The organism is Rathayibacter sp. AY1F3 (assembly GCF_002931975.1).
In the GTDB taxonomy this organism is placed as follows: domain Bacteria; phylum Actinomycetota; class Actinomycetes; order Actinomycetales; family Microbacteriaceae; genus Rathayibacter.
The window spans coordinates 1-21,539 of sequence record NZ_PSVF01000012.1 but is presented as its reverse complement, the minus strand read 5'-3'; the positions used below and the strand labels follow the sequence as shown (position 1 = coordinate 21,539).

Below are 21,539 nucleotides of genomic sequence, written 5' to 3'. Positions count from 1 at the left end.
GGGCCGCTCCGCCTGCCGTAGGATCGAGTCGATCGTCCGCGGGTGCTCCCGCGACGGGGGCCTTTAGCTCAGTTGGTAGAGCGCCACGTTTACACCGTGGATGTCATCGGTTCGAGCCCGGTAGGGCCCACCACATCCGACGATCGGACACTGCGCGTCAGCGGGACTGGCGGCGCTTGTAGGGCTTCGGCTGGCCCTTGACGATCGGGGCGCGCCCGGTTCCCTTGGAGGCCTTGGCCTTGCCTCCCGACTTCGGGGCCGCCTCCGGCTCGTCGCCGAGCGCGGCGAGCTCCTCGCGGGCCGAGGCGAGGCGCTGCCGCCCGGCCGCGGTGAGGGTCGTGGCGGCGGCACCGGGCTCGAAGAGCGGTCTGCCGAGGTCGAGCTCGACGGCGGCGACGGAGGAGTCGAGCTTCTGCCGCGAGATGCCGAGGCGCTCGGCGGCGCGCACGAAGTGCAGCTCCTCGGCGACCGCCACGAAGTGGCGCAGCTGGCTGATCTTCATCCCGAACCCTTCACGGCCGCTCCCTGCGGCACGACCACGGTACGCGGTCCGGGAGGGGGCGCCGACCGCCGGGAGCGCCACCAGGAGCAGCGGCGACCCGTCGATCCGCGCCAGAGGACCCGGCGGACATTGCCGGACGGAGGCGGGAGGCCTACGGTCGCGCCCGTGGGCGGTCCCGAAGCCGGCCACGGAGAGAGGCCGACGTGGGCGCGCTCATCTACAGCTCGATCGCGTCGCTCGACGGCTACGTGAACGACGCGGACGGCGGATTCGCCTGGGCGGAGCCGCGACCCGCCGTGCACCGCTTCATCACGGAGCGCGAGGGGCGGGTGCGCACGTACCTGTACGGGCGGCGCATGTACGAGGTCATGCGCGCGTGGGAGCAGACCTGGGCCCTCGCGGAGGAGTTCGCGTTCATCCGCGACTTCCAGGAGATGTGGCGGGCGGCCGACAAGGTCGTGTACTCGACGACACTGGAGTCGGCCGAGACCCGCCGCACCCGCGTCGAGGGCGGGTTCGACCCGGTCGTCGTCGCCGCGCAGGTCAGCGCCGCCGACCACGACGTCTCGATCGGCGGGCCGACCCTCGCCCGGCACGCGCTGCTCGCCGGGATCGTCGACGAGGTGCAGGTCTACACGGTGCCGGTGGCGGTGGGCGGCGGGACCCACTTCCTCCCGTGCGGGTTCCACGCGCGCCTCGACCTGCGCGAGGAGCACCGCTTCGCCGACGGCACGGTCTTCACGCGCTACAGCGTGCGGCGCTGAGACCGGCTACTCGGCGCCGACCAGCGCGGCGATCCGCGAGGCGAGCCGGGCGCCCTGAGCACGTCCGGCGTGGGCGGAGGCGGCGCGGACGGCCGGGTCGAGCGAGTTCGGGCCGAAGGCGCGCACCGACTCCTCGTCGGCGTAGAGCACCTCGACCCGCGAGTCCGCGAGGGCGTCGAGCTCGCCGGTCGGGATCAGGCCCGCGCCGGGCGTGCCGACTCCCGGCAGCGGAGTGACGATCAGGACCCAGTCGGCTCCCGCGGCGAGGTCGGCGTTGCTGCCGGAGCGCACGCCGCCGTCCATGTAGCGGACGCCGTCGATGCTGACGGGAGGCCAGACCCCGGGGACGGCGCAGCTGGCGGAGATCGCGTCGACGAGGCCGACACCGCTCTCGCGGTCGAACACGCGCAGCTCACCGGTGGCCGTGTCGACCGCGGTGATGAGCAGACGCTGCTCGGGCCAGTCGGCGTCGCCCACGCGGGCCGAGATGACGGCCCGGCGCGTGTCCTCGGGGAGCGTCTCGGCCTCGAGCGCGAGGGTGCCGATGCGGCGCCGCGCGTCCTGGGGCGAGGTCGCGCCCTCGACGGCCGCGGCGAAGAGGGCCTGGAGGCGCTCACCGTCGACGTCCGCTCCGATCTCGGCGGACTCCTCCTGGAGCTGGGCCTCGTACGACTCGTCGAGGCCGGTGCCGGTGCTCAGCTGCGCGGCGACCGCGGAGCCCGCGGAGGTGCCGATGAAGGTCGTCGACGGATCGAGCAGGAGGCGGGCCGCCTCGGGGGAGGCGTCGGCGAGGCCGCGGAGGACGCCGAGCTCCCAGGCGATTCCGGCGAGGCCGCCGCCGGCGAGGACGAGTGCACCAGGCATGGGGGAGGTCCTTTCGATCAGGATCAGGAGGGGGCGGGCGCTGCGGAGCGCCGCAGCACCAACGCTGTCACATCGTCGTGCGCGTCGTCTGCGAGAGCATGCAGACGCTCGAAGAGAGCGGGGTCGTCGTTGCTCCGCACCAGCTCGGCGAGACGGTCGAGCGCGTCGAGGCGCCCGCCGAAGACGTCGAGCAGGCCGTCGCTGCAGGAGAAGAGCGCGTCGCCGGGGGCGAGCACGCGCTGCTCCTCCTCCCAGGAGACGTCGGCGGCGATGCCGAGCGGGACGCCGGTGGAGGCGAGCCGCTCCGTGGTGCCGTCGGCGCGCAGCAGGAGGGTGAGGCCGTGGCCGCTGTCCACGAACGCGACGGCGCCGCTCGCGAGGTCGACCCGGGCGATCAGCGCGGTCGCGAACATCCCGGTCGCGGTCAGGTCGGGCAGGAGCTGGCGGTTGACGGCCTCGACGGCTGCCGCGGGAGGGAGCTCCGGCCGCGCCTGGAACGCGGAGCGGATCGCGGAGGCGACGATCGCCGCCGAGACCCCCTTGCCCATCACGTCGACCAGCTCGAGGGAGAGGTCGTCCCCGCTGCGGCGCCACGCCGTGTAGTCGCCGGCGACGTCGTGCAGCGGCGTGGTCAGTGAGTCGAGGCTCCACTCGCCGAGGTCGAGGCGCTGGGGCCGGAGCCGCTCCTGCGTCTCGCTCGCGCGTCCGGAGAAGGCGATCTCGCGCAGCTCCCGCTCGGCCCACCGGCCGAGGTCCTCGAGGATCTCGCGCTCCTCCTCCGAGAAGCCGCGCACCTCGCTGTCGATGATGCAGATCGTGCCGACGCGGAGGCCGTCCCCGACGACGAGCGGGCGGCCCGCGTAGAAGCGCACGTGAGGGGATCCGGTGACGACTCCGCGGTCGGCGAACCGCGGATCGGCGGTGGCGTCCTCGACGACGAGGATGTCGCCCTGCTGGACCGTGACGTCGCACATCGAGTCGGCGCGCAGCATCCTGCTCGCCCGCGCCGAGCGCTGGGGCGACTTCGTGAACTGCGTCGACTCCTCGAGGATGTTGATCTCGGCGAGGGGGACGCGCAGGAGTCGGCGGGCGACGCGGGTGATCCTGTCGAAGCGCTCCTGGGGGGTGCTCAGGCCGATCCCGAGCTCGGCGATCGCGGCGAGGCGGGCGCGCTCGGTCGGCTCGCTCACGTGCGGGTCCGGGCGAGTGCCCAGAGGTTCTGCCCGTCGACACGGCGGTAGGAGAACTCGGTGACGAGGGCGTGGATGAACGGGATCCCGCGGCCTGCCTCGTCCCACTCGTCCGGCATGTCGCGGGGGTCGGCGACCTCGGCGGGCGCCTCCTCGGCGGAGTCGTTGAGCGAGGCGCGCAGCTCGGTCGCGTCGACGCGGATCTCGACCAGGCAGATGATGTGCCGGTACGACCGGGCGTGCTGGACGATGTTCGAGGTCAGCTCGACCAGCGCGGTCTCGAACGACATCCGGTCGACCGGCGCGACGCCCGGCTCCTCGAGCCACAGCTCCTCGAGCGCCTCGTGGACGGCGGTGACGCCGTCCTCGGGCGGCGTGCGCACGACGAAGGAGCGCTCAGGCACGGTAGGCCTCCTCGACGGTCTCGGCGCTCCCGAGCAGGCGGTCGAGGTTGGACAGGCCGAGCACCATGGCGGGCTGCTCGCCGGCGGCGGCCACGCGCAGCTCGCCGCCCGCCTTCCGCGCCTCCTTGAGTCCGGCGACGAGGACGCCGAGCCCGGACGAGTCGAGGAACTCGACGGCCGCCAGGTCGACGACCACGCGGACCTCTCCCGCCTCGAGCGCGCGCTGGAGGACCGCTTCGAGCTCCCACGCCGTGGACAGGTCGAGCCTGCCGACGGGGCGGATCACCACGATGTCGGGCTCGATCCGCTCGGTGCTGATCCTCGAGCTGGGCTCCATGGTGTCCTCCTGACGGGACGGCACGCGGTTCCGCAGGGCTCGGAGACGTGGTGAGGACGCGGTCGGGCGCGCGACCGAGGGGCTCCGGATCCGATGCGGGGGTGAATCGGGGAGTTCGTCCGCCTCCGACCGTACAAGGGAACGGGGCGCCCCGTGGGAGGCGTGACCGCATCCGCGCTGCGACAGGCGGTGGGCGGCCCCGGGGAGGAGGCCCCGCTCAGCCCCTCGCGGCGGCGAGAGCGTCGGCGGCGAGCCGCACGGAGGCGTCCCGGCCGGTCAGCCAGAGCGGCACGGAGTGGGCGCGGAGGCCCGCCGACTCGAGCGCCGGGACCGCGTCCGCGTCCTCCTCGCCGACGAGCCAGGCGTCGAGGAGGCCGCCCCCGCTCCGGGCTCCGTAGTGCCGGCCGACGGCCTCGGCGGAGGTCTCGACGCCGATCGCTCTGAGGCAGGCGTCGGCCATGCCGCGCACCACCGCGCCTCCGATGACGGGGGAGACGCCCACGACGGGTGCGGAGGTCCGGCGGAGGGCGTCCGCGATCCCGGGCACTCCGAGGATCGTGCCGATCGAGACGACGGGATTGGAGGGGGCGACGAGCACCGCGTCGGTGTCGGCGATCGCCTCCAGCACGCCCGGGGCGGGGCGGGCGCTCTCCACCCCCTGCTGGACGAAGCGGCGCGCGGGCGCTGACGCCCGAAGCCGCACCCACCACTCCTCGAAGTGGAGGAGCCGCACGCCCTCGCCGGGAAGGTCGACCTCGACGTGGGTCTCGACGTCCTGGTCCGACATCGGCAGCAGGCGGACCCCCAGCGGCCAGCGGGCGGTGATCCGGGCGGTCGCCTCCGAGAGTGTGAGGCCGTCGCGCAGCATCGAGCTGCGGGCGATGTGGGTGCCGAGGTCGAGGTCGCCCAGGGTGAACCACGGCCAGCCGACGCCGAAGGCGGTGAGCTCGGCCGAGACCCGCTCGCTCTCGCCGGCCCGCCCCCAGCCGCGCTCCGTGTCGTTCACTCCGCCGAGCGCGTAGGTGATCGAGTCGAGGTCGGGGCAGACCTTGAGGCCGGTGAGCCACATGTCGTCGCCGGTGTTGACGACGACGGTGATCTCGCTCGCCTCGCCGCCGGCGGCCTCGAGATCGCTGAGGTGCTCGCGGACCGCCGAGGTGAAGCGGGCGCCGCCGACGCCTCCGGCCAGGATCGTGATGCGCATCCGCCCACGCTAGCGGCACCGACGGATTCCTCCCCCGGCGAGCCTTAATGCTGCGGATCCGCGCCGGAAACACCGGGGAAACGTCGAACCCCGACGATGAAGCCCTGTCCCCGGAGCCGGACGGTCCGTCATTGCCTTCGGGCCCGGCGGGGACCACAGTGGGTCCACGTCCCCGGCTCCGCACCGCCCGGCGGAGCACACCGGAGCCGGACAGGGACGCCCGAGCATGGAGGTACCGATGACCATCGTCCGCGCAGCGATCACCCAGACGACCTGGACCGGCGACAAGAAGTCGATGCTCGACAAGCACGAGCGGATGGCCCGGGACGCCGCAGCCGACGGCGCGCAGATCGTCTGCTTCCAGGAGCTGTTCTACGGCCCGTACTTCGGCATCACCCAGGACAAGAAGTACTACCGCTACGCCGAGCCCGCCGACGGGCCGATCGTGCAGCGCTTCGCGGCCCTCGCGAAGGAGCTGGGCGTGGTGATGATCCTCCCGATCTACGAGGAGGAGCAGACCGGCGTCTACTACAACACCGCGGTCGTGGTCGACGCCGACGGGACGATCCTCGGCAAGTACCGCAAGCACCACATCCCGCACCTGGACCGCTTCTGGGAGAAGTTCTACTTCCGGCCCGGGAACCTCGGCTTCCCGGTCTTCGACACCGCCGTCGGCAAGGTCGGCGTCCACATCTGCTACGACCGCCACTTCCCGGAGGGCTGGCGGGAGCTGGGCCTGAACGGCGCCCACCTCGTCTTCAACCCCAACGCCACCAAGCCCGGCCTGTCGAACCGCCTCTGGGAGGTCGAGGGCCCGGCGGCCGCGGTGGCGAACGGCTACTTCGTGCTGCAGCCCAACCGCGTCGGCCGGGAGGACAACGAGTACGGCGACCTCGCGGTCGACTTCTACGGCACCAGCCAGATCATCGATCCGCGGGGGGAGTTCGTCGGCGAGCGGGGCTCGGGCGAGGCCGAGGAGATCCTGATCCGCGACCTCGAGATGGACATGGTGCAGGAGATGCGCGACGACTGGCAGTTCTACCGGGACCGCCGGCCGGAGTCGTACACCAGCATCCCGAAGCCGTGACCGCAGACCGAGACGGGGAAGACCGATGAAGACCCTCATCACAGGCGGGACGGTCGTCAACGCGACCGGCACCGGAGCCGCTGACGTCCTGATCGACGGCGAGACCATCGCCGCCGTCCTCGCCCCCGGCTCCACGCTGCTGGGCTTCGATCTGGCGGCCCACGTCGACCGGGTGATCGACGCGCGCGGCAAGTACGTGATCCCGGGCGGGATCGACGCGCACACGCACATGGAGATGCCGTTCGGCGGCACCTCCGCCTCGGACACCTTCGAGACCGGCACGCGCGCCGCGGCCTGGGGCGGCACGACGTCGATCGTGGACTTCGTGGTGCAGTACCCGGGCGAGAGCGTCGTCGACCGGTTCCAGGCGTGGCAGGAGAAGGCGGCCGGCAACTGCGCGATCGACTACGGCTTCCACCAGATCCTCTCGGACGTGCAGGACTCCTCGCTCGTCGCGATGGACGAGCTGATGCGCGAGGGGGTGACCAGCTTCAAGCTGTTCATGGCCTACAAGGGCGTGTTCCTCTCGGACGACGGGCAGATCCTCCGGGCGTTCCAGAAGGGCGCGGAGAACGGCGCGATGATGATGATGCACGCCGAGAACGGCGCCCTCATCGACGAGCTGGTGAAGCAGACCCTCGCCGCCGGGAACACCGCGCCGTACTTCCACGGCACCTCTCGACCCTGGCAGGCGGAGGAGGAGGCGACGCACCGGGCGATCATGATCGCCGACCTCACCGGCGCGCCGCTGTACGTGGTCCATGTCTCCGCGAAGCAGGCGGTGGAGCAGATCGCGCAGGCCCGCGACCGCGGCATGAACGTCTTCGGCGAGACCTGCCCGCAGTACCTCTACCTCTCGCTCGAGGAGCAGCTCGGCGCGCCGGGCTTCGAGGGCGCGAAGTGGGTGTGCTCCACGCCGCTGCGCTCGAAGGCGGAGGGGCATCAGCACCACATGTGGCAGTCGCTGCGCACCAACGACATCCAGATGGTCTCGACCGATCACTGCCCCTTCTGCATGAAGGGCCAGAAGGACATGGGGATCGGCGACTTCTCGAAGATCCCCAACGGCATCGGCTCGGTGGAGCACCGGATGGACCTGATGTACCAGGGCGTGGTGTCGGGGCAGATCTCCCTGCCGCGCTGGGTCGAGCTCACCTCGACCACCCCGGCGCGGATGTTCGGGATGTACGGGAGGAAGGGCGTCATCCAGCCCGGGGCCGACGGCGACGTCGTCGTCTACGACCCGAGCGGGCACACCTCGATCGGGATCGGCGAGGGCCGAAGCCACCACATGAACATGGACTACTCGGCCTGGGAGGGCTTCGAGATCGACGGCCACGTCGACACGGTGATCTCCCGCGGCAGGGTCGTCGTCGACGACGGCTCCTACGTCGGCACGAAGGGCGACGGGGCGTACATCCCGCGCGGTCTGAGCCAGTACCTGATCTGAGCCGGCACCCGATCCGAGCCAGCACCTGATCGAGCAGAAGGAACCCCATGGACTTCGGAGTCGTCCTCCAGACCAACCCGCCCGCCTCGCGCACCGTCGCGCTCGCCGTCCTCGCGGAGACGCACGGCTTCGACTACGCGTGGACCTTCGACTCGCACCTGCTCTGGCAGGAGCCCTACGTGATCTACTCGCAGATCCTCGAGAGGACGCACCGGATCACGGTCGGCCCGATGGTCACCAACCCCGCCACGCGCGACTGGACGGTCATCGCCTCGCTGCACGCGACGCTCAACGAGATGTACGGGAACCGCACGGTGTGCGGGATCGGCCGGGGCGACTCCGCGGTGAGGGTGACCGGAGGAGCTCCGACGACGCTCAAGACGCTGCGGGAGTCGATCCACGTCATCCGCGAGCTCGCCAACAGCCGTCCGGTCGAGTACAACGGCCAGACGCTGCAGTTCCCGTGGAGCCGGGGCTCGTCCCTGGAGATGTGGGTGGCCGCCTACGGCCCGCTCGCCCTGAAGCTCGCGGGCGAGGTCGGCGACGGCTTCATCCTGCAGCTGGCCGACGTGGACATCGCGCGCTGGATGATCGGCGCCGTCAAGGAGGCGGCGGCGAACGCCGGCCGGGATCCCGAGTCGCTGCAGTTCTGCGTCGCGGCGCCGATGTACATCGGCACCGACCGGGAGCACATGCGCGACCAGTGCCGCTGGTTCGGCGGGATGGTCGGCAACCACGTGGCCGACATCGTGGGCCGCTACGGCGCCTCCGGAGCGGTCCCGCAGGCGCTGACGGACTACATCGCCGGGCGCGAGGGCTACGACTACAACGAGCACGGCCGCGCGGGCAACAGCCACACCGCCTTCGTGCCGGACGAGATCGTGGAGCGCTTCTGCGTGCTGGGCACGGCGGACGAGCACATCGAGAAGCTCCGGGCGCTCGCCGACATCGGCGTGACGCAGTTCGCGGGCTACCTCCAGCACGACAACAAGGAGGAGACGCTGCGCGTGTACGGCGAGCGGGTCATCCCGGAGCTGCGCGAGCACATCGTGGCCCGCGCATGAGACCGGCCCTCGCGCGCGGGCTCGTGCTCGGCGCCGGCGGGCTGCTCCTGCTCGCGCTGGTGTGGGAGGGCTGGAAGGCGCTCGGGCCCGAAGCCGGGGTGGTCGTCGGAGGAGTCACGGTGCTCCCGCGCACGAGCGCCATCGCGATGCCCCACCTCTGGGAGATCGCGGCCCGGCTCGGCGAGCCGGTCACCGGAGCGCGGAACGCCCCGGCGCTCTGGTCGGCCGTCGTGGGGGCGAGCGCCTTCTCGCTCGGGATCGCCGCGGTCGGCTGGGTCGTCGGCACCGTCGTCGGACTGCTCCTGGCTCTCCTGATGCAGCGGTTCCGCACGGCGGAGTCGGCGGTGCTGCCCTGGATCGTGCTGAGCCAGACGGTGCCCCTGATCGCGATCGCCCCACTGGTGCGGCGCTGGGGGTCGCAGCTCGAGCTCGGACCGGTGACCTGGGAGAACTGGATGTCGGTGGCCCTGATCGCCTCCTACCTCGCGTTCTTCCCCGTCTCGATCGGGGCGCTCCGCGGGCTCGGCTCGCCGACGGCGTACCAGGTCGAGCTGATGCGCGTGTACGGCGTCGGCTGGTGGAAGACGCTGGTGCGCCTGAGGCTCCCGGCGAGCGTGCCCTACCTGCTGCCGGCCCTCCGGCTCGGAGCGGTCAGCGCCGTCGTCGGCACGATCGTCGCCGAGGTCTCGATCGGCCTGCGCGGCGGGATCGGCCGCATGATCATCGAGTTCGCCTCCGCTGCCGGAGGCGACCCCGCCAAGCCCTGGGCGCCGATCCTCGGGGCGGTGCTGGTGGGCCTCGCGGCCGGCGGCGCCGTCGCCCTGCTCGGCACCCTCCTCCGTCCGTACCGCCGAGGGGAGCAGCCCGCATGAGCACTGCAGGATCCGCGGTCGTCGTCGACTCCGTCACGAGGACCTTCACCACCGCCCGCGCCGCGAGCGTCACGGCGCTCCAGGACGTCTCGCTCGAGGTGGCCGCGGGGGAGTTCGTCTCGCTGATCGGCCCGTCCGGCTGCGGCAAGTCGACGCTGCTGCGGCTGATCGCCGACCTCGACGAGCCGGACTCCGGCTCGATCGCCGTGTTCGGCAAGACGGCCCGGCAGGCGAGGCTCGACCAGGACTACGGGATCGCGTTCCAGCAGGCGGGCCTCCTGCCGTGGCGCACGATCCGGGCGAACATCGCCCTGCCGCTGGAGCTGCACGGCGTCGCCGCGACCGCCCGGCGCTCGCGCGTCGACGAGCTGCTGGCGCTGGTCGGGCTCGGCGACTTCGCCGACTCCTACCCCGACCAGCTCTCCGGCGGGATGCAGCAGCGCGTCGCCATCGCGCGGGCGCTCGCCGAGAGCCCGCGCCTGCTCCTCATGGACGAGCCGTTCGGGGCGCTCGACGAGATGACCCGCGAGCGGATGCAGACGGAGCTGCTGCGGATCCGGCGCGAGACCGGCGCCGCCGTCGTCTTCGTCACCCACTCGATCCCGGAGGCGGTGTTCCTCTCGGACCGCGTCGTGGTGATGTCGCCGCGGCCGGGCAGGATCCGGGACGTCCTCCCGGTCGGACTTCCCGGAGCATCCGAGCGCGACGCGGCGGTCAGGGAGGACACGGCGTTCTTCCGCGACGTGAGCGCCGTGCGCGAGCTGCTGCACGGGGATCCCGCCGCCGTGCCGCGCGGAGTGGAGAACCGGTGAGCACGACGGCGCTGGCGCGCAGCGTGCTCGCGCCGCTCGTGCTCGGGATCGCCGCGGTCCTGCTCTGGCAGGCCGGGGTCACCGCTCTGGCGATCCAGCCGTTCGTGCTCCCGTCGCCGCTGGCGATCGGACGGGAGTTCGCCGCGAACCTCGGTTCCGTCGCCGAGGGCAGCGCGGTGACCGGCCGCAACGCGCTGGTCGGCCTGCTGGTCGGCGCAGTGCTGGCGGTCGTGGTCGCCGGACTCTCGGCGCTCGCGCGGGTGTTCGACGGACTGGTCGCGCCGATCGTGGCCGCGGCCGCTGTCGTGCCGATCGTCGCCCTCGCTCCGGTGCTCTACACGATGTTCGGAGCGAACGCCGAGACCGCGAGGCAGCTCGTCGCGGCGCTCGCCGTGTTCGTGCCGGTGTACGTGACGACGCTGCGCGGGCTGCGGCAGGCCGCTCCGGTGCACCGCGACCTGCTGAAGGCCTACGCGGCGACCCCCTGGCAGACCGCCCGCACGATCACGCTGCCGGGAGCAGTGCCCTACGTCTTCACAGGGCTGCGCATCGCCTCCTCGCTCGCGGTGATCTCGGCGCTGGTCGCCGAGTACTTCGGCGGACCCGTGGGCGGGCTCGGCAAGTCGATCACGACGGCGGCCTCGGGCAGCGACTACGCGCTCGCCTACGCCTACGTCCTGGGCGCCGTGGTCGTCGGCCTCGTGTTCTACTCCGTGACGGCCGCGCTCGAGGCGTTCGCGCTGCGCCGCAGCCGGCTGCGCTGAGCGCGGCGCCGCGCGTCCCCGCACCCTCCTCGATCCTCCCGATTTCCGATTCCCGATTCCCGACTCCACCCGACGCACCATCCGCACCGCCCGCATCATCAGCGCCACCTGCACCACAGCACCACCTGCACCGCCGCACCACGGGGCGCGCCGCTCCGGCGACCCCGCAGACCGCACCAGGAGGACCCGTGACCAGACGCACCCGCATCACCCTGACGACGACCGCCGCCTTCGCGGCCGTGGGCCTCGCGCTCACCGGCTGCAGCGCCTCCGGCGGCTCCGACCCGGGGTCCGACTCCGGCTCCGGCGGCCTCACGCCGGTCACCCTGCAGCTGCAGTGGGTGGCCCAGGCGCAGTTCGCCGGGTACTACGCCGCGCTCGACCAGGGCTACTACGAGGACGAGGGCCTCGACGTGACGATCGCCGAGGGAGGCGGCGACATCGTCCCCCAGGACGTGCTCGCCTCGGGCGACGCGGACTACGCGATCTCCTGGGTGCCCAAGGTCCTCGGCTCGATCGAGCAGGGGGCCGGGATCACCGACGTCGCGCAGATCTTCGAGCGCAGCGCCACCACGCAGATCTCCTTCAAGGACAAGGGGATCACCTCGCCCGCCGACCTCGCCGGGAAGAGCGTGGGCAGCTGGGGCTACGGCAACGAGTGGGAGCTGTTCGCCGGCATGCAGAAGGACGGCGTCTCCCTCGACGACATCTCGCTGGTGCAGCAGCAGTTCGACATGAACGGCTTCCTCGCGGGCGACATCGACGCGGCCCAGGCGATGACCTACAACGAGTACGCCCAGGTCCTGGAGACCGTGAATCCCGCCACAGGCGAGCTGTACCAGCCGGACGATCTGAACGTCATCAGCTGGAACGACATCGGGACCGCGATGCTCCAGGACGCGATCTGGGCGGACGCGGGCAGGCTCGCCGACGACGACGCGTACGCCGAGCAGACGGTCGCCTTCATCAAGGCCTCGATCAAGGGCTGGATCTTCGCGAAGGACGATCCGCAGGCGGCGGCCGACATCGTCACCGCGGCCGGATCCACCCTCGGCACCAGCCACCAGCTCTGGATGACCAACGAGGTCAACAAGCTGATCTGGCCCTCGACGAGCGGCGTCGGGATGATCGACGAGGCCGCGTGGCAGCAGACGGTCGACATCGCGAAGGAGACGGAGAACGAGACGGGGGCGACGATCATCAGCGCGGACCCGCCCGCCACCGCCTACTCGAACGAGTACGTCGAGAAGGCGCTCGCGGAGCTCGCCGACGAGGGAGTGGACACGAGCGGTGCCGACTACGCGCCGATCGACGTGACGCTGGAGGCCGGCGGCGCCTGAGCCCGGACTCCGCCCCTCCCGGCTCCTCCCGGCCCCTCCCGCCCCGGAGGGGGCCGGGAGGGGTAGGCTGGACCCTCGTGACTAGTTTCAAGAAGACGCCGTTCACCGTGAACGTGCGCGACCTCGTGAGGCGACCGGGCGAGATGCGCGAGCACCGCCTCGAGCTCGAGGCGCCGGAGCAGTTCGGCGAGGGGATCGTCGCGGTCCGCAAGCGATCGGCCGTCGATCTCGACGTCCGGCTCGAGTCCGTGCACGAGGGGATCCTGGCCAGTGTCGAGGTGTCGGCGAGGGCCGACGGCGAGTGCAGCCGGTGCCTGACCGACATCTCCCTGCCTGTCGATGTCGAGTTCCAGGAACTTTTCGCGTACTCTTCTGACGAAGCTTTCGACTATGAGGTTCACGACGACCACGTGGATCTTGAACCTCTGGTCAGGGATGCGGTGGTTCTGTCGCTGCCGTTCCAGCCGGTCTGCCGGCCGGACTGTCCGGGCCTCGACCCCGTCACGGGGGAGCGGCTGGCCGATTCCTCCACGCCCGAACCCGAGGCGCCGCGCGACTCCCGGTGGGCCGCGCTCGCAGGGTTGAGCGAGGGGGACGGCGGGGCCGCAGCGCCCGGAGCTTCCACCGACAGAGCTTCCGCAGACAGCGGTGAGGGCGCGACCGCCCGCACCGAATCCGACTAGAGGTAGAGAAGAGAGAATCATGGCTGTTCCCAAGAGGAAGAAGTCCCGCTCGAACACCCACGCCCGTCGTTCGCAGTGGAAGGCCGAGGTCCCCACCCTCGTCAAGACCATCGAGAACGGCAAGGTCGTCTACAGCCTTCCCCACCGCGCCAAGGTCGTCGAGGACTCCGCGGGCACCGCGCTGTTCCTCGAGTACAAGGGCCGCAAGGTCGCCGACGTCTGATCCCGCTCCTGGTCCGCACGGCGCGGGGCGCACCGCCCCTCGACGAACGGACCGCGGTCCATGGTGAACCAGACCTCCGCACGACCCTCCAGCGACGACCGGTCGCGTCTGGAGGCCACGCTCGGCGTGAGCCTCGACGGTGAGCTCTTCGAGCTCGCCCTGACGCACCGGTCGTTCGCTTTCGAGCACGGCGGCATCCCGCACAACGAGCGCCTCGAGTTCCTCGGCGACTCGATCCTCGGGCAGGCCGTGACCGTCATGCTCTACACCGAGTACCCCGCCCTCAGCGAGGGCGACCTGGCCAAGCGCCGGGCGAGCCTCGTCTCGACCGTCGCGCTCGCCGAGATCGCCCGCGGCATCGGCCTGGGCGAGTTCCTCCGCCTCGGACGCGGCGAGGAGCTGACCGGCGGCCGCGACAAGGCGTCGATCCTCGCCGACACCGTCGAGGCCATCATCGGCGCCGTCTACCTGGGCACCGGGCCCGACGCGGCCCGCGACCTGGTGCTGCGCCTGATCGCCCCTCTGCGGGCCGATCCGCTCCGCTTCGGCGTCTCGATGGATCCGAAGACGAGCCTCCAGGAGGCGGCCGCCGAGCGCGGTGCGCCGGCCCCGCGCTACGAGATCGCCGCCACCGGCCCCGACCACAACAAGGTGTTCGTCGCCACCGTGATCGTCGGCGGACTCGTCACGGCCCGCGGCGAGGGGACGAGCAAGAAGGCGGCCGAGATGGCCGCCGCGCTCGACGCGTGGACGCGTCTGGCGGCCCCCGGCGCACCCGCCGCTCCCGCGGTCTCGGACTGACCGTGCCCGAGCTGCCCGAGGTCGAGGTGGTGCGGGCGGGTCTCGCTCCCGCGGTCACCGGCTCCCTGGTGACCGGCGTCGAGATCGTCGACGAGCGCTCGCTGAAGCGGCACGTGCATCCGCACGGGACCTTCGAGCGCCTGCTCGTCGGGCGCCGGCTCGAAGCGGCGGTGCGGCGCGGGAAGTTCCTCTGGCTGCCCGCGGGCCGCGACGAGGCGCTGCTGGTGCACCTCGGCATGAGCGGCCAGGTGCTGCTGCGCACGGCGGATGCGGCGCTGCCGCGGCTGGCGCGCATCCGGATCGGGATCGAGCACCCCGAGCACGGCGAGCTCGCCCTGCACTTCGTCGACCAGCGGATCTTCGGCTCGATGGCGGTCGACGCTCTGGTGCCGACCCCGGACGGAGCGCCGGGCGGCTACGCGGGCGAGGAGGTCCGCGGAGGCGGCTGGCTGCGCGCCGTGCCCTCGCAGGTCGCGCACATCGCCCGTGATCCGCTCGACCCCTCCTTCGACCTGGGCTCGGTCGTCGCGTCGCTGGCGAGGAGGAGCAGCGGGATCAAGCGGGCGCTGCTCGACCAGACGCTCGTGAGCGGCATCGGGAACATCTACGCGGACGAGTCGCTGTGGGCGGCGGAGCTGCACCCGGAGCGGCCGAGCTCGTCGCTCGGCGAGGCGCGCATCCGCCGCCTCTTCGCCGAGGTGCGCTCGGTGCTCGAACGGGCGCTGGCCGAGGGCGGCACCAGCTTCGATGCGCAGTACGTGAACGTGAACGGTGCCTCCGGCTACTTCTCGCACAGCCTGCACGCCTACGGGCAGACGGGGAAGCCGTGCGCCCGGTGCGGCGCGGCGATCGTGCGGGTGCCGTTCATGAACCGCTCCTCGCACCTCTGCCCGCACTGCCAGCAGCTGCCGCGCTGACGCGCCGGGAGGCGCCGCCTCAGGCGGCGGCGTCGGCGGGCGCCGGAGCGTACCGGGAGTGGACGACGAGCTCGCCCAGCAGCGTCGCGACGAGCGTGATGACCGCGGCGATCGCCAGGCCGAGCCAGAGTCCGACCAGCAGGGCGAGCGCGCCGACTCCGGCACCCGCGGCGATCAGGACGATCGCCGCCGCGCGGCGGAACCACGGCTGACCGGAACCACCCGCCAGGCGGGAGTCCGCAGCGAGGCCCGTGATCGTCGAGGTGACGACGACCGTCGTGACGTCCTTGACGGCGAGGTGGCGGGCGGTCGCGGCCTGGAGGCCCATCGCCCCGCCCAGCACGCCGGTGACGGTGAAGGCGAGCGGCTCGGGGTGCTCGGGCACGACCGCGAGCACGATCGCCAGGACGCCGAGCAGGATGCCGACCACCGCGAAGAGCCAGGTCGAGCGCGAGGTCCAGCCCTTCTTCACCGGGCGGAGCACCCGGCCGCCGATCACGGCGCCGATCATGAAGGCGCCCAGCGCGATCAGGGGCCCGACCACGGGCAGGTCGGCCGCGCCGGAGAGGGCCATGCCGAGGATGACGACGTTGCCGGTCATGTTGCCGGCGAAGACGCGGTCGAGCCCGAGGTACCCGACGGCGTCGATGATGCCGGTCGAGAAGGTGAGGGCGAGCATCAGGCCGAGGGTCGCGCCCTCGGAGCGGGTGCGCAGGCGTCGGAACACAGGAGTCCTGTCGTCGGGGGCGGGTCTGGAGAATCGTGGCACACGCGTGCACATGCTCGAAACACGGCGCGGTTAGGGTCGGACGGCGCGGACGGGCCGCGCGGGAGGCGGACGCGCATGCGGTGGACGGAGTGGGCGGTGCAGCCCGGTGAGGGAGTGCCGCCGGGGGTGGACTACCTGCCGGCCGAGCCGGGTTCGGTGCTGTGGGGGCGCCTGCCGTGCGCGTCGGACGCCCCCGTGCTCACCGTCGACTCGGGGGCCGAGGTCGTCATCGACACGCTCAGCCACGAGGGCGTGCTGGAGGATCAGGGCCGCGATCCGGTCGCCTTCTTCGGCCGCCACGGAGTCGCTTCGGAGGGGGTGCTGCGCGACGCGGTCGCGCTCGCCGCGGACGGGCCGTTCCGCGACGGCGAGACGGACGGGCCGCACGTGGTCACGGGGCCGATCGCCGTCCACGGAGCGCTGCCGGGGGACCTGCTCCGGATGACCCTCCTCGAGGCCGAGCCGCGCGTGCCGTACGGAGTCGTCTCGAACCGGCACGGCCGCGGGGCGCTGCCGGGCGAGTACCCGCTGCAGGAGGGGCCGTTCAGCGTCTTCGCGCGCGTCGACGAGGACGCGCAGGGCGGCCTCCGCGGCGTGATCCCGCTGGTGCCGGGAGGAGAGCGGGCCGCCCGGTTCCCGCTCCGGCCGTTCCTCGGGATCATGGGCGTCGCCGTCGCAGGGGAGGAGCGCCCGCACTCCGTGCCGCCCGGTGCGCACGGGGGCAACATCGACATCGCACTGCTGACCGCCGGAACCAGCCTCTACCTTCCCGTGCAGGTCCCGGGCGCGCTCGCGTACGTCGGCGATCCCCACTTCGCGCAGGGCGACGGCGAGGTGGCGCTGACGGCGATGGAGGCGAGCCTGCGCGTCCGGGTGCGCCTGGAGGTCGTCCCGCGTGCCGAGGCGATCGCGGCGTTCGGGGAGCTGCTCGGGCCGATGGGGGAGACCGGCGAGTTCCTCGTGCCCACCGGGATGGACGAGGACCTGGACGTCGCCGTGCAGAAGTGCGTCCGCGCGGCCATCGCGCTGCTGGCGGCCCGCTACGGGATGGACCCGGCTCACGCCTACGCCTACCTCAGCGCGGCGACCGACTTCGACATCTCGCAGGTCGTCGACCTGGTGAAGGGCGTGCACGCCCGCGTCCGGACGGCCGACTTCGATGACTGACCCGCGGGTGACGACGCTCGAGGGCGACCTGCCGGACGGGCTGGTGGACGCGGTCCTGGCGTACGAGGCGGCGCTCGGGGCTGACGACGTCGCGGCGCTCGCCGACGCGTTCGTGGACGCGCCGACGACGCTCCGGGGCGACGCCTCCGGACTGCTCGTCGGCCACGCGGTCATCACCGGCTTCCGGGGTCGTCGCGGCGGGGCGCCGGTGCGGGAGCTGGTCGAGCTGCACGTGCGGGCGGTCGATGCGGACACGGCGCTCGTGGTCAGCGTGAACGCTCCGGCCCGTGGCGGGCGCGGGCTCGTCACGCAGCTGTGGTCGCGCGAGGGCGGGACCTGGAGGGTGCGTGCCGCGCAGGTGCAGGCGCCCTCGCCCGCGCTGGACCCCCGCGTCTGGCGGGCCGTCGGCGTGCCGCTCGTGCCGGCCGCCGGCTCCGGGACCCTCGACGGACTGGACGTCGCGGTCAAGGACCTCTTCGCGATCGAGGGCCAGCGGATCGGCGCGGGAGTGCCGGCCCGCCTCGCTTCCGCGCCGATCGAGGCGGCGACCGCTCCGGCCGTCGCGCAGCTGCTCGCAGCGGGAGCGTCGGTGCGCGGGATCGCTCAGACCGACGAGTTCGCGTACAGCATCGCCGGCCGGAACTCCGGCTACGGGACGCCGCCCAATCCGGCCGTGCCTGGAGCGATCCCGGGCGGATCGTCGAGCGGACCGGCGACCGCCGTGTCGCTCGGGCAGGCCGCCGTCGGGCTGGCGACCGACACGGCGGGATCGATCCGGGTACCCGCCTCCTACCAGGGCCTGTGGGGGCTGAGGACGACCCACGGTGCGGTGCCCGTCGAGGGGCTGCTGCCGCTGGCGCCGAGCTTCGACACCGTCGGGTGGCTCACGCGGGACCTCGGCACGCTGAGGCGGGTGGCCGAGGTCTGCCTGCCGTCCGGCCCGCCGGTCCGGAGTCTCGCGGTGGCGCCGGCGCTGCTGGGCGGAGTGGACGCGGCCGTCCGGGCGGCGTTCCGATCGGCGGTCGGGAGGATGAGCGCCGACGAGGTCGAGCTGCCGCCCGTGGCGGAGATGCTCGAGGCGTTCCGGCTCGTGCAGGCGGCGGAGGCGTGGCGGTCGAGCGGCTCGTGGGTCGCGGCGCATCCGGGAGTGCTGGCGGCGGACGTCCAGGCGCGCTTCGACGCGGCCTCGCTCGTCGACGAGCAGACGGAGGCGGACGCGCGGGCGCGAGTCGCGGGGTTCCGGGAGGCGCTCGACCGTGCGCTCGAGGGGCGGGTGCTCCTCCTGCCGTCGACGTCGTCGGTGGCGCCGGCCCTCGATGCGTCGGCCGAGGCGATCGACGCGGCGCGGACGGCGACGCTCGGCCTGACCTGCGTCGCCGGGATCGGCGGGTATCCGGCGCTGTCGGTGCCGCGGTCGAGTGTCGGCGGCGCTCCGGTGGGGCTCTGCCTGGTGGGACCGCGGGGGTCGGATCTCGCACTGCTGGAGCTGGCCGGCACGCTCTGAGAGGGGCCACGCCCGGAGCTCGTTCTCTCCCTCGTCGCGAATCGGCTCCTTCCGCCGTCAGAACGGGGGCGGCGCATCGCTGAAGCTCGGCCTGCGCTGCGGCGGGGCGGGCGGATCGGGTGGACGGGTGACCACGCGGCGGCCCGTGGGGGTGGTCCAGTCGGCCGATCCGTCGGGGTGGAGCGTGCAGGTCCAGCGGTCGCCGTGGCGGACGTGGTGGTGGGCGACGCAGAGCGACGCCAGGTTGTCGAGGGCGGTGGCGCCTCCGTGACGCCACTCGAGCGTGTGGTCGGCCTCGGCGGTCGCCGCGGGCCGGGTGCAGCCGGGGAAGCGGCAGGTCCGGTCGCGCAGCTGGAGGGCGAGGCGCATCCGCGGGGGAGGGAGGCGGTGCGTGCGTCCGACGGAGACCACGGCGCCCGTGCTCGGATGGGTGAGCGCCGGGGTGACGGCCGAGTCGGCTCCGAGGAGCTCGCGCGCGACGCCGGCCGGGATGAGGCCGTAGCCGTCCAGTTCCGCGGGGGTCTCGTCCTGCCCGGCCGCGGTGCTCGCGGCGAGGGTCAGACGCACCTCGGCCCGGATGCCGCGAGCGGACGTGCGCGGACGCTCGTCGCCCGGCGCCGTGCCGGACACGTCGCCGTCGCAGAGCAGGTCGACCGGGGCGTCGGCCCGCAGCTGCGCGAGCGTGCGCTCCTCCGCTGCACCGCTCCCGTCGCGGAGGGCGCGGGCGATCCGGTCGAGCCGCGCGAGCGCACCGAACGCTGCCGGAGCGGGGAGGGTCGCGCAGAGCGTGGCCATGCCGTCCTGCTCGGGCGAGACCCGGACCGACCGGTCCTCCCGAGCGCGGGCGTGCCGGTCGGCCAGAGGACTCTCGTGGAGTTCGTCCCGCAGCCGGGCGAGGCGTCGCCGCAGCTGGGTCGGCGTCATCGAGGCGGCCAGTCCCGCGGCGCGCTCGTCGAACTCCGGGAGGGTGGCCGGCGGCAGGGTGGCCGCGACTCCGCAGATGATCTGCCCCGCCTCCCAGCGCGACCGCGCCTCGGCCAGCGCGGCGCGCGTGCAGGGCAGGTGGTCGACCAGCAGGCGGGCGTGCTCGAGCTCGCGCGCGGCCACACGCTCGGACACGGCGAGTGCGACGGCGAGCTCGGCCCGGACGGAGCGCTCCACGAGGTCGCGCGACTCGGCGGGAGACCCGCCGCGCGCGAACGCCTCTGGGCGACGCAGAGCAGCCGTGTACGCCTCGTGCAGCGCCTCGGCGGAGGCGAGGTGGAGCGGAGCCGCCGAGCGGGCGAGCAGCGCCGCGCGGTCGCCGAGGGCGCGGACCTCCTCGAGTCCCTGCCGCATCCCATCCGCCATACTCGTATTGAACCAGCGACCACCGACACGCGGGCCGCAGGTGCGCCCGATCGGGAGGACCCGCTTCCGGAAGACGCCTGTGGAGGAGCGTCTGTCGAGAATCTCGACCCGCGCCACACCGCGAAACACCGGCGAAACGTCCGTCGCATAGGCTCTCCGGGTGAAACGACTGTTTCTCTCCCGCTCGTGAAGAGGTGGCCCATGACCGCGCCCGCACCGTTCCTCCCCGTCGATCCGCCGCCGCGCCTGCTGATGGGGCCGGGCCCGATCAACGCGGATCCGCGCGTCCTGCGTGCGATGTCGGCGCAGCTGGTCGGGCAGTACGACCCGTTCATGACGGCGACGATGACGGAGACGCAGGAGCTGTACCGGCAGGTGTTCCGCACCCGCAACGAGAAGACGGTGCTCGTCGACGGCACGAGCCGTGCGGGCATCGAGGCTGCGCTGGTCTCGATGCTGGAGCCGGGCGACCGCGTGCTCGTGCCGGTCTTCGGGCGGTTCGGGCACCTCCTCCGGGAGATCGCGGAGCGCTGCGGCGCGGAGGTGCACGTGATCGAGGCCGAGTGGGGGCAGGTCTTCCCCGTCTCGGCGATCGCCGAGGCCCTGGCCCGGGTGAAGCCGAAGATGCTGGCCGTGGTCCACGGCGACACGTCGACCACCATGGCGCAGCCGCTGGAGGAGCTCGGCGCCCTCTGCGAGAAGCACGGCGCCCTCTTCTACACCGACGTCACCGCCTCCCTCGCGGGCAACGCCTTCGCGACCGACGAGCTCGGGCTCGACGCGGTCACCGCGGGGCTCCAGAAGTGCCTGGGCGGCCCGTCCGGATCGGCTCCCGTCACCTTCTCGGAGAAGGCCGTCGCGGTGATCGAGTCGCGCAGGAGCATCGAGGCGGGGATCCGCGACGAGGGCGACACCGTCAGCGCCCGCCGCGTCCGCTCCAACTACTTCGATCTCGGCATGGTCTTCGACTACTGGGGGCCGCGCCGCCTCAACCACCACACCGAGGCGACCACGATGCTCTACGGCGCGCGCGAGTGCGCCCGCATCGTCGTCGAGGAGGGCCTGGACGAGACGGTCGCCCGCCACGCGCTGCACGGGTCGGCGATGCTCGCCGGAGTCCGCGGCCTCGATCTCGAGGTGTTCGGCGACGTCGGGCACAAGATGACGAACGTCGTCGCGGTGCGCATCCCGCAGGGCGTGAACGGTGATGCGGTGCGCGGGGAGATGCTCGCCGACTTCGGCATCGAGATCGGCACGTCCTTCGGGCCGCTGCACGGGAAGGTCTGGCGCATCGGCACGATGGGCTACAACGCCCGGACGGACGCGGTGCTGACCACCCTGGCGGCGCTGGAGGCGGTGCTGCGCCGCGCGGGCGCCTCCGTGCCGGTGGGCGGCGGAGTCGCGGGGGCCTACGAGGTCTACGGGGCGGCACGCGCATGACCGGCACCACCACGGACCCCGCCACCACGAC

Annotated in this window: 23 protein-coding genes and 1 tRNA gene; 16 read left to right on the top strand and 8 right to left on the bottom strand. The window is 72.8% G+C overall.

Features of this window, described 5'->3' with window-relative positions; genetic code table 11:
- Positions 1-57 precede the first annotated feature (57 nt).
- Positions 58-133 (top strand) — tRNA-Val (locus C5C39_RS08910).
- Positions 134-157: 24 nt separating this feature from the next.
- On the opposite strand, the gene C5C39_RS08905 is transcribed toward C5C39_RS08910, so the two are convergent.
- Positions 158-502 (bottom strand): LysR family transcriptional regulator, encoded by a 345-nt coding sequence (locus C5C39_RS08905; protein ID WP_104353164.1) that lies wholly within the window; start codon positions 500-502, stop codon positions 158-160.
- Between the two features lie 203 nt (positions 503-705).
- Between C5C39_RS08905 and C5C39_RS08900 the strand changes: the two genes are divergently transcribed.
- Entirely contained in the window at positions 706-1,266 is a 561-nt protein-coding gene (locus tag C5C39_RS08900) for a dihydrofolate reductase family protein (RefSeq protein ID WP_104226668.1), read from the top strand.
- A 6-nt stretch (positions 1,267-1,272) separates the two neighbouring features.
- Here C5C39_RS08900 and C5C39_RS08895 read toward each other — a convergent pair whose 3' ends face one another.
- From C5C39_RS08895 to cofD, 5 genes are all read right to left on the bottom strand, one after another.
- Positions 1,273-2,130 carry a patatin-like phospholipase family protein gene (locus C5C39_RS08895; RefSeq protein ID WP_104353163.1) on the bottom strand — a complete coding sequence of 286 codons (858 nt, stop codon included), beginning with the start codon at positions 2,128-2,130 and terminating at the stop codon, positions 1,273-1,275.
- A 23-nt stretch (positions 2,131-2,153) separates the two neighbouring features.
- Positions 2,154-3,320, bottom strand: a complete 1,167-nt coding sequence (locus tag C5C39_RS08890; protein ID WP_181136356.1) for a PP2C family protein-serine/threonine phosphatase — start codon at positions 3,318-3,320, stop codon at positions 2,154-2,156.
- On the bottom strand, positions 3,317-3,724 hold the full coding sequence (locus tag C5C39_RS08885) for an ATP-binding protein (protein ID WP_104223473.1): 408 nt from the start codon (positions 3,722-3,724) through the stop codon (positions 3,317-3,319). The genes C5C39_RS08890 and C5C39_RS08885 overlap by 4 nt, the downstream gene beginning before the upstream one ends.
- Positions 3,717-4,061: an STAS domain-containing protein gene (locus tag C5C39_RS08880; RefSeq protein WP_104223474.1), complete on the bottom strand. Its 345-nt coding sequence runs from the start codon at positions 4,059-4,061 to the stop codon at positions 3,717-3,719. The genes C5C39_RS08885 and C5C39_RS08880 overlap by 8 nt, the downstream gene beginning before the upstream one ends.
- A 217-nt stretch (positions 4,062-4,278) precedes the next feature.
- On the bottom strand, positions 4,279-5,265 hold the full coding sequence (gene cofD, locus C5C39_RS08875) for a 2-phospho-L-lactate transferase (protein WP_104353161.1): 987 nt from the start codon (positions 5,263-5,265) through the stop codon (positions 4,279-4,281).
- 238 nt (positions 5,266-5,503) lie between these two features.
- Between cofD and C5C39_RS08870 the strand changes: the two genes are divergently transcribed.
- The 11 genes from C5C39_RS08870 (at position 5,504) to mutM (ending at position 15,278) form a co-directional block, all read left to right on the top strand.
- A complete protein-coding gene (locus C5C39_RS08870) occupies positions 5,504-6,352 on the top strand; it encodes a nitrilase-related carbon-nitrogen hydrolase (protein WP_104353160.1) in 849 nt (282 codons plus the stop codon).
- 25 nt (positions 6,353-6,377) lie between these two features.
- Complete coding sequence (hydA, locus tag C5C39_RS08865; protein WP_104223477.1) at positions 6,378-7,802, top strand: dihydropyrimidinase; 1,425 nt, start codon at positions 6,378-6,380, stop codon at positions 7,800-7,802.
- Between the two features lie 47 nt (positions 7,803-7,849).
- Positions 7,850-8,866: a TIGR03842 family LLM class F420-dependent oxidoreductase gene (locus C5C39_RS08860; protein ID WP_104238194.1), complete on the top strand. Its 1,017-nt coding sequence runs from the start codon at positions 7,850-7,852 to the stop codon at positions 8,864-8,866.
- Positions 8,863-9,738 (top strand): ABC transporter permease, encoded by an 876-nt coding sequence (locus C5C39_RS08855; RefSeq protein WP_104353159.1) that lies wholly within the window; start codon positions 8,863-8,865, stop codon positions 9,736-9,738. Before C5C39_RS08860 ends, C5C39_RS08855 begins: the two co-directional genes overlap by 4 nt.
- Complete coding sequence (locus C5C39_RS08850) at positions 9,735-10,550, top strand: ABC transporter ATP-binding protein (protein ID WP_104234205.1); 816 nt, start codon at positions 9,735-9,737, stop codon at positions 10,548-10,550. Before C5C39_RS08855 ends, C5C39_RS08850 begins: the two co-directional genes overlap by 4 nt.
- Complete coding sequence (locus C5C39_RS08845; protein ID WP_104353158.1) at positions 10,547-11,314, top strand: ABC transporter permease; 768 nt, start codon at positions 10,547-10,549, stop codon at positions 11,312-11,314. The genes C5C39_RS08850 and C5C39_RS08845 overlap by 4 nt, the downstream gene beginning before the upstream one ends.
- Before the next feature lie 188 nt (positions 11,315-11,502).
- Complete coding sequence (locus tag C5C39_RS08840; protein WP_258061364.1) at positions 11,503-12,654, top strand: ABC transporter substrate-binding protein; 1,152 nt, start codon at positions 11,503-11,505, stop codon at positions 12,652-12,654.
- Positions 12,655-12,797: 143 nt separating this feature from the next.
- The gene (locus C5C39_RS08835; RefSeq protein WP_104353194.1) at positions 12,798-13,337 is read left to right on the top strand and encodes a DUF177 domain-containing protein; all 540 of its coding nucleotides are present in this window, start codon (positions 12,798-12,800) and stop codon (positions 13,335-13,337) included.
- A gap of 19 nt (positions 13,338-13,356) precedes the next feature.
- Positions 13,357-13,560 (top strand): 50S ribosomal protein L32, encoded by a 204-nt coding sequence (rpmF, locus tag C5C39_RS08830; RefSeq protein ID WP_104353157.1) that lies wholly within the window; start codon positions 13,357-13,359, stop codon positions 13,558-13,560.
- 60 nt (positions 13,561-13,620) lie between these two features.
- Complete coding sequence (gene rnc / locus C5C39_RS08825) at positions 13,621-14,361, top strand: ribonuclease III (protein ID WP_104250952.1); 741 nt, start codon at positions 13,621-13,623, stop codon at positions 14,359-14,361.
- Between the two features lie 2 nt (positions 14,362-14,363).
- Positions 14,364-15,278, top strand: a complete 915-nt coding sequence (gene mutM, locus C5C39_RS08820; RefSeq protein ID WP_104283536.1) for a bifunctional DNA-formamidopyrimidine glycosylase/DNA-(apurinic or apyrimidinic site) lyase — start codon at positions 14,364-14,366, stop codon at positions 15,276-15,278.
- A 19-nt stretch (positions 15,279-15,297) separates the two neighbouring features.
- Here the strand turns inward: mutM and C5C39_RS08815 are convergent, their stop codons facing one another.
- Positions 15,298-16,005 (bottom strand): YoaK family protein, encoded by a 708-nt coding sequence (locus C5C39_RS08815; RefSeq protein WP_308470741.1) that lies wholly within the window; start codon positions 16,003-16,005, stop codon positions 15,298-15,300.
- Between the two features lie 117 nt (positions 16,006-16,122).
- Between C5C39_RS08815 and C5C39_RS08810 the strand changes: the two genes are divergently transcribed.
- Together C5C39_RS08810 and C5C39_RS08805 are read left to right on the top strand one after the other, a co-directional pair.
- Entirely contained in the window at positions 16,123-17,214 is a 1,092-nt protein-coding gene (locus C5C39_RS08810) for an acetamidase/formamidase family protein (RefSeq protein ID WP_104353156.1), read from the top strand.
- Positions 17,207-18,718, top strand: a complete 1,512-nt coding sequence (locus C5C39_RS08805; protein ID WP_104353155.1) for an AtzH-like domain-containing protein — start codon at positions 17,207-17,209, stop codon at positions 18,716-18,718. The genes C5C39_RS08810 and C5C39_RS08805 overlap by 8 nt, the downstream gene beginning before the upstream one ends.
- Positions 18,719-18,775: 57 nt before the next feature.
- On the opposite strand, the gene C5C39_RS08800 is transcribed toward C5C39_RS08805, so the two are convergent.
- A complete protein-coding gene (locus C5C39_RS08800; protein ID WP_181136355.1) occupies positions 18,776-20,056 on the bottom strand; it encodes an HNH endonuclease signature motif containing protein in 1,281 nt (426 codons plus the stop codon).
- 213 nt (positions 20,057-20,269) lie between these two features.
- Here C5C39_RS08800 and C5C39_RS08795 point away from each other — a divergent pair, with 213 nt between their 5' ends.
- Positions 20,270-21,508 (top strand): alanine--glyoxylate aminotransferase family protein, encoded by a 1,239-nt coding sequence (locus tag C5C39_RS08795; protein ID WP_258075800.1) that lies wholly within the window; start codon positions 20,270-20,272, stop codon positions 21,506-21,508.
- Positions 21,509-21,539: the final 31 nt, after the last annotated feature.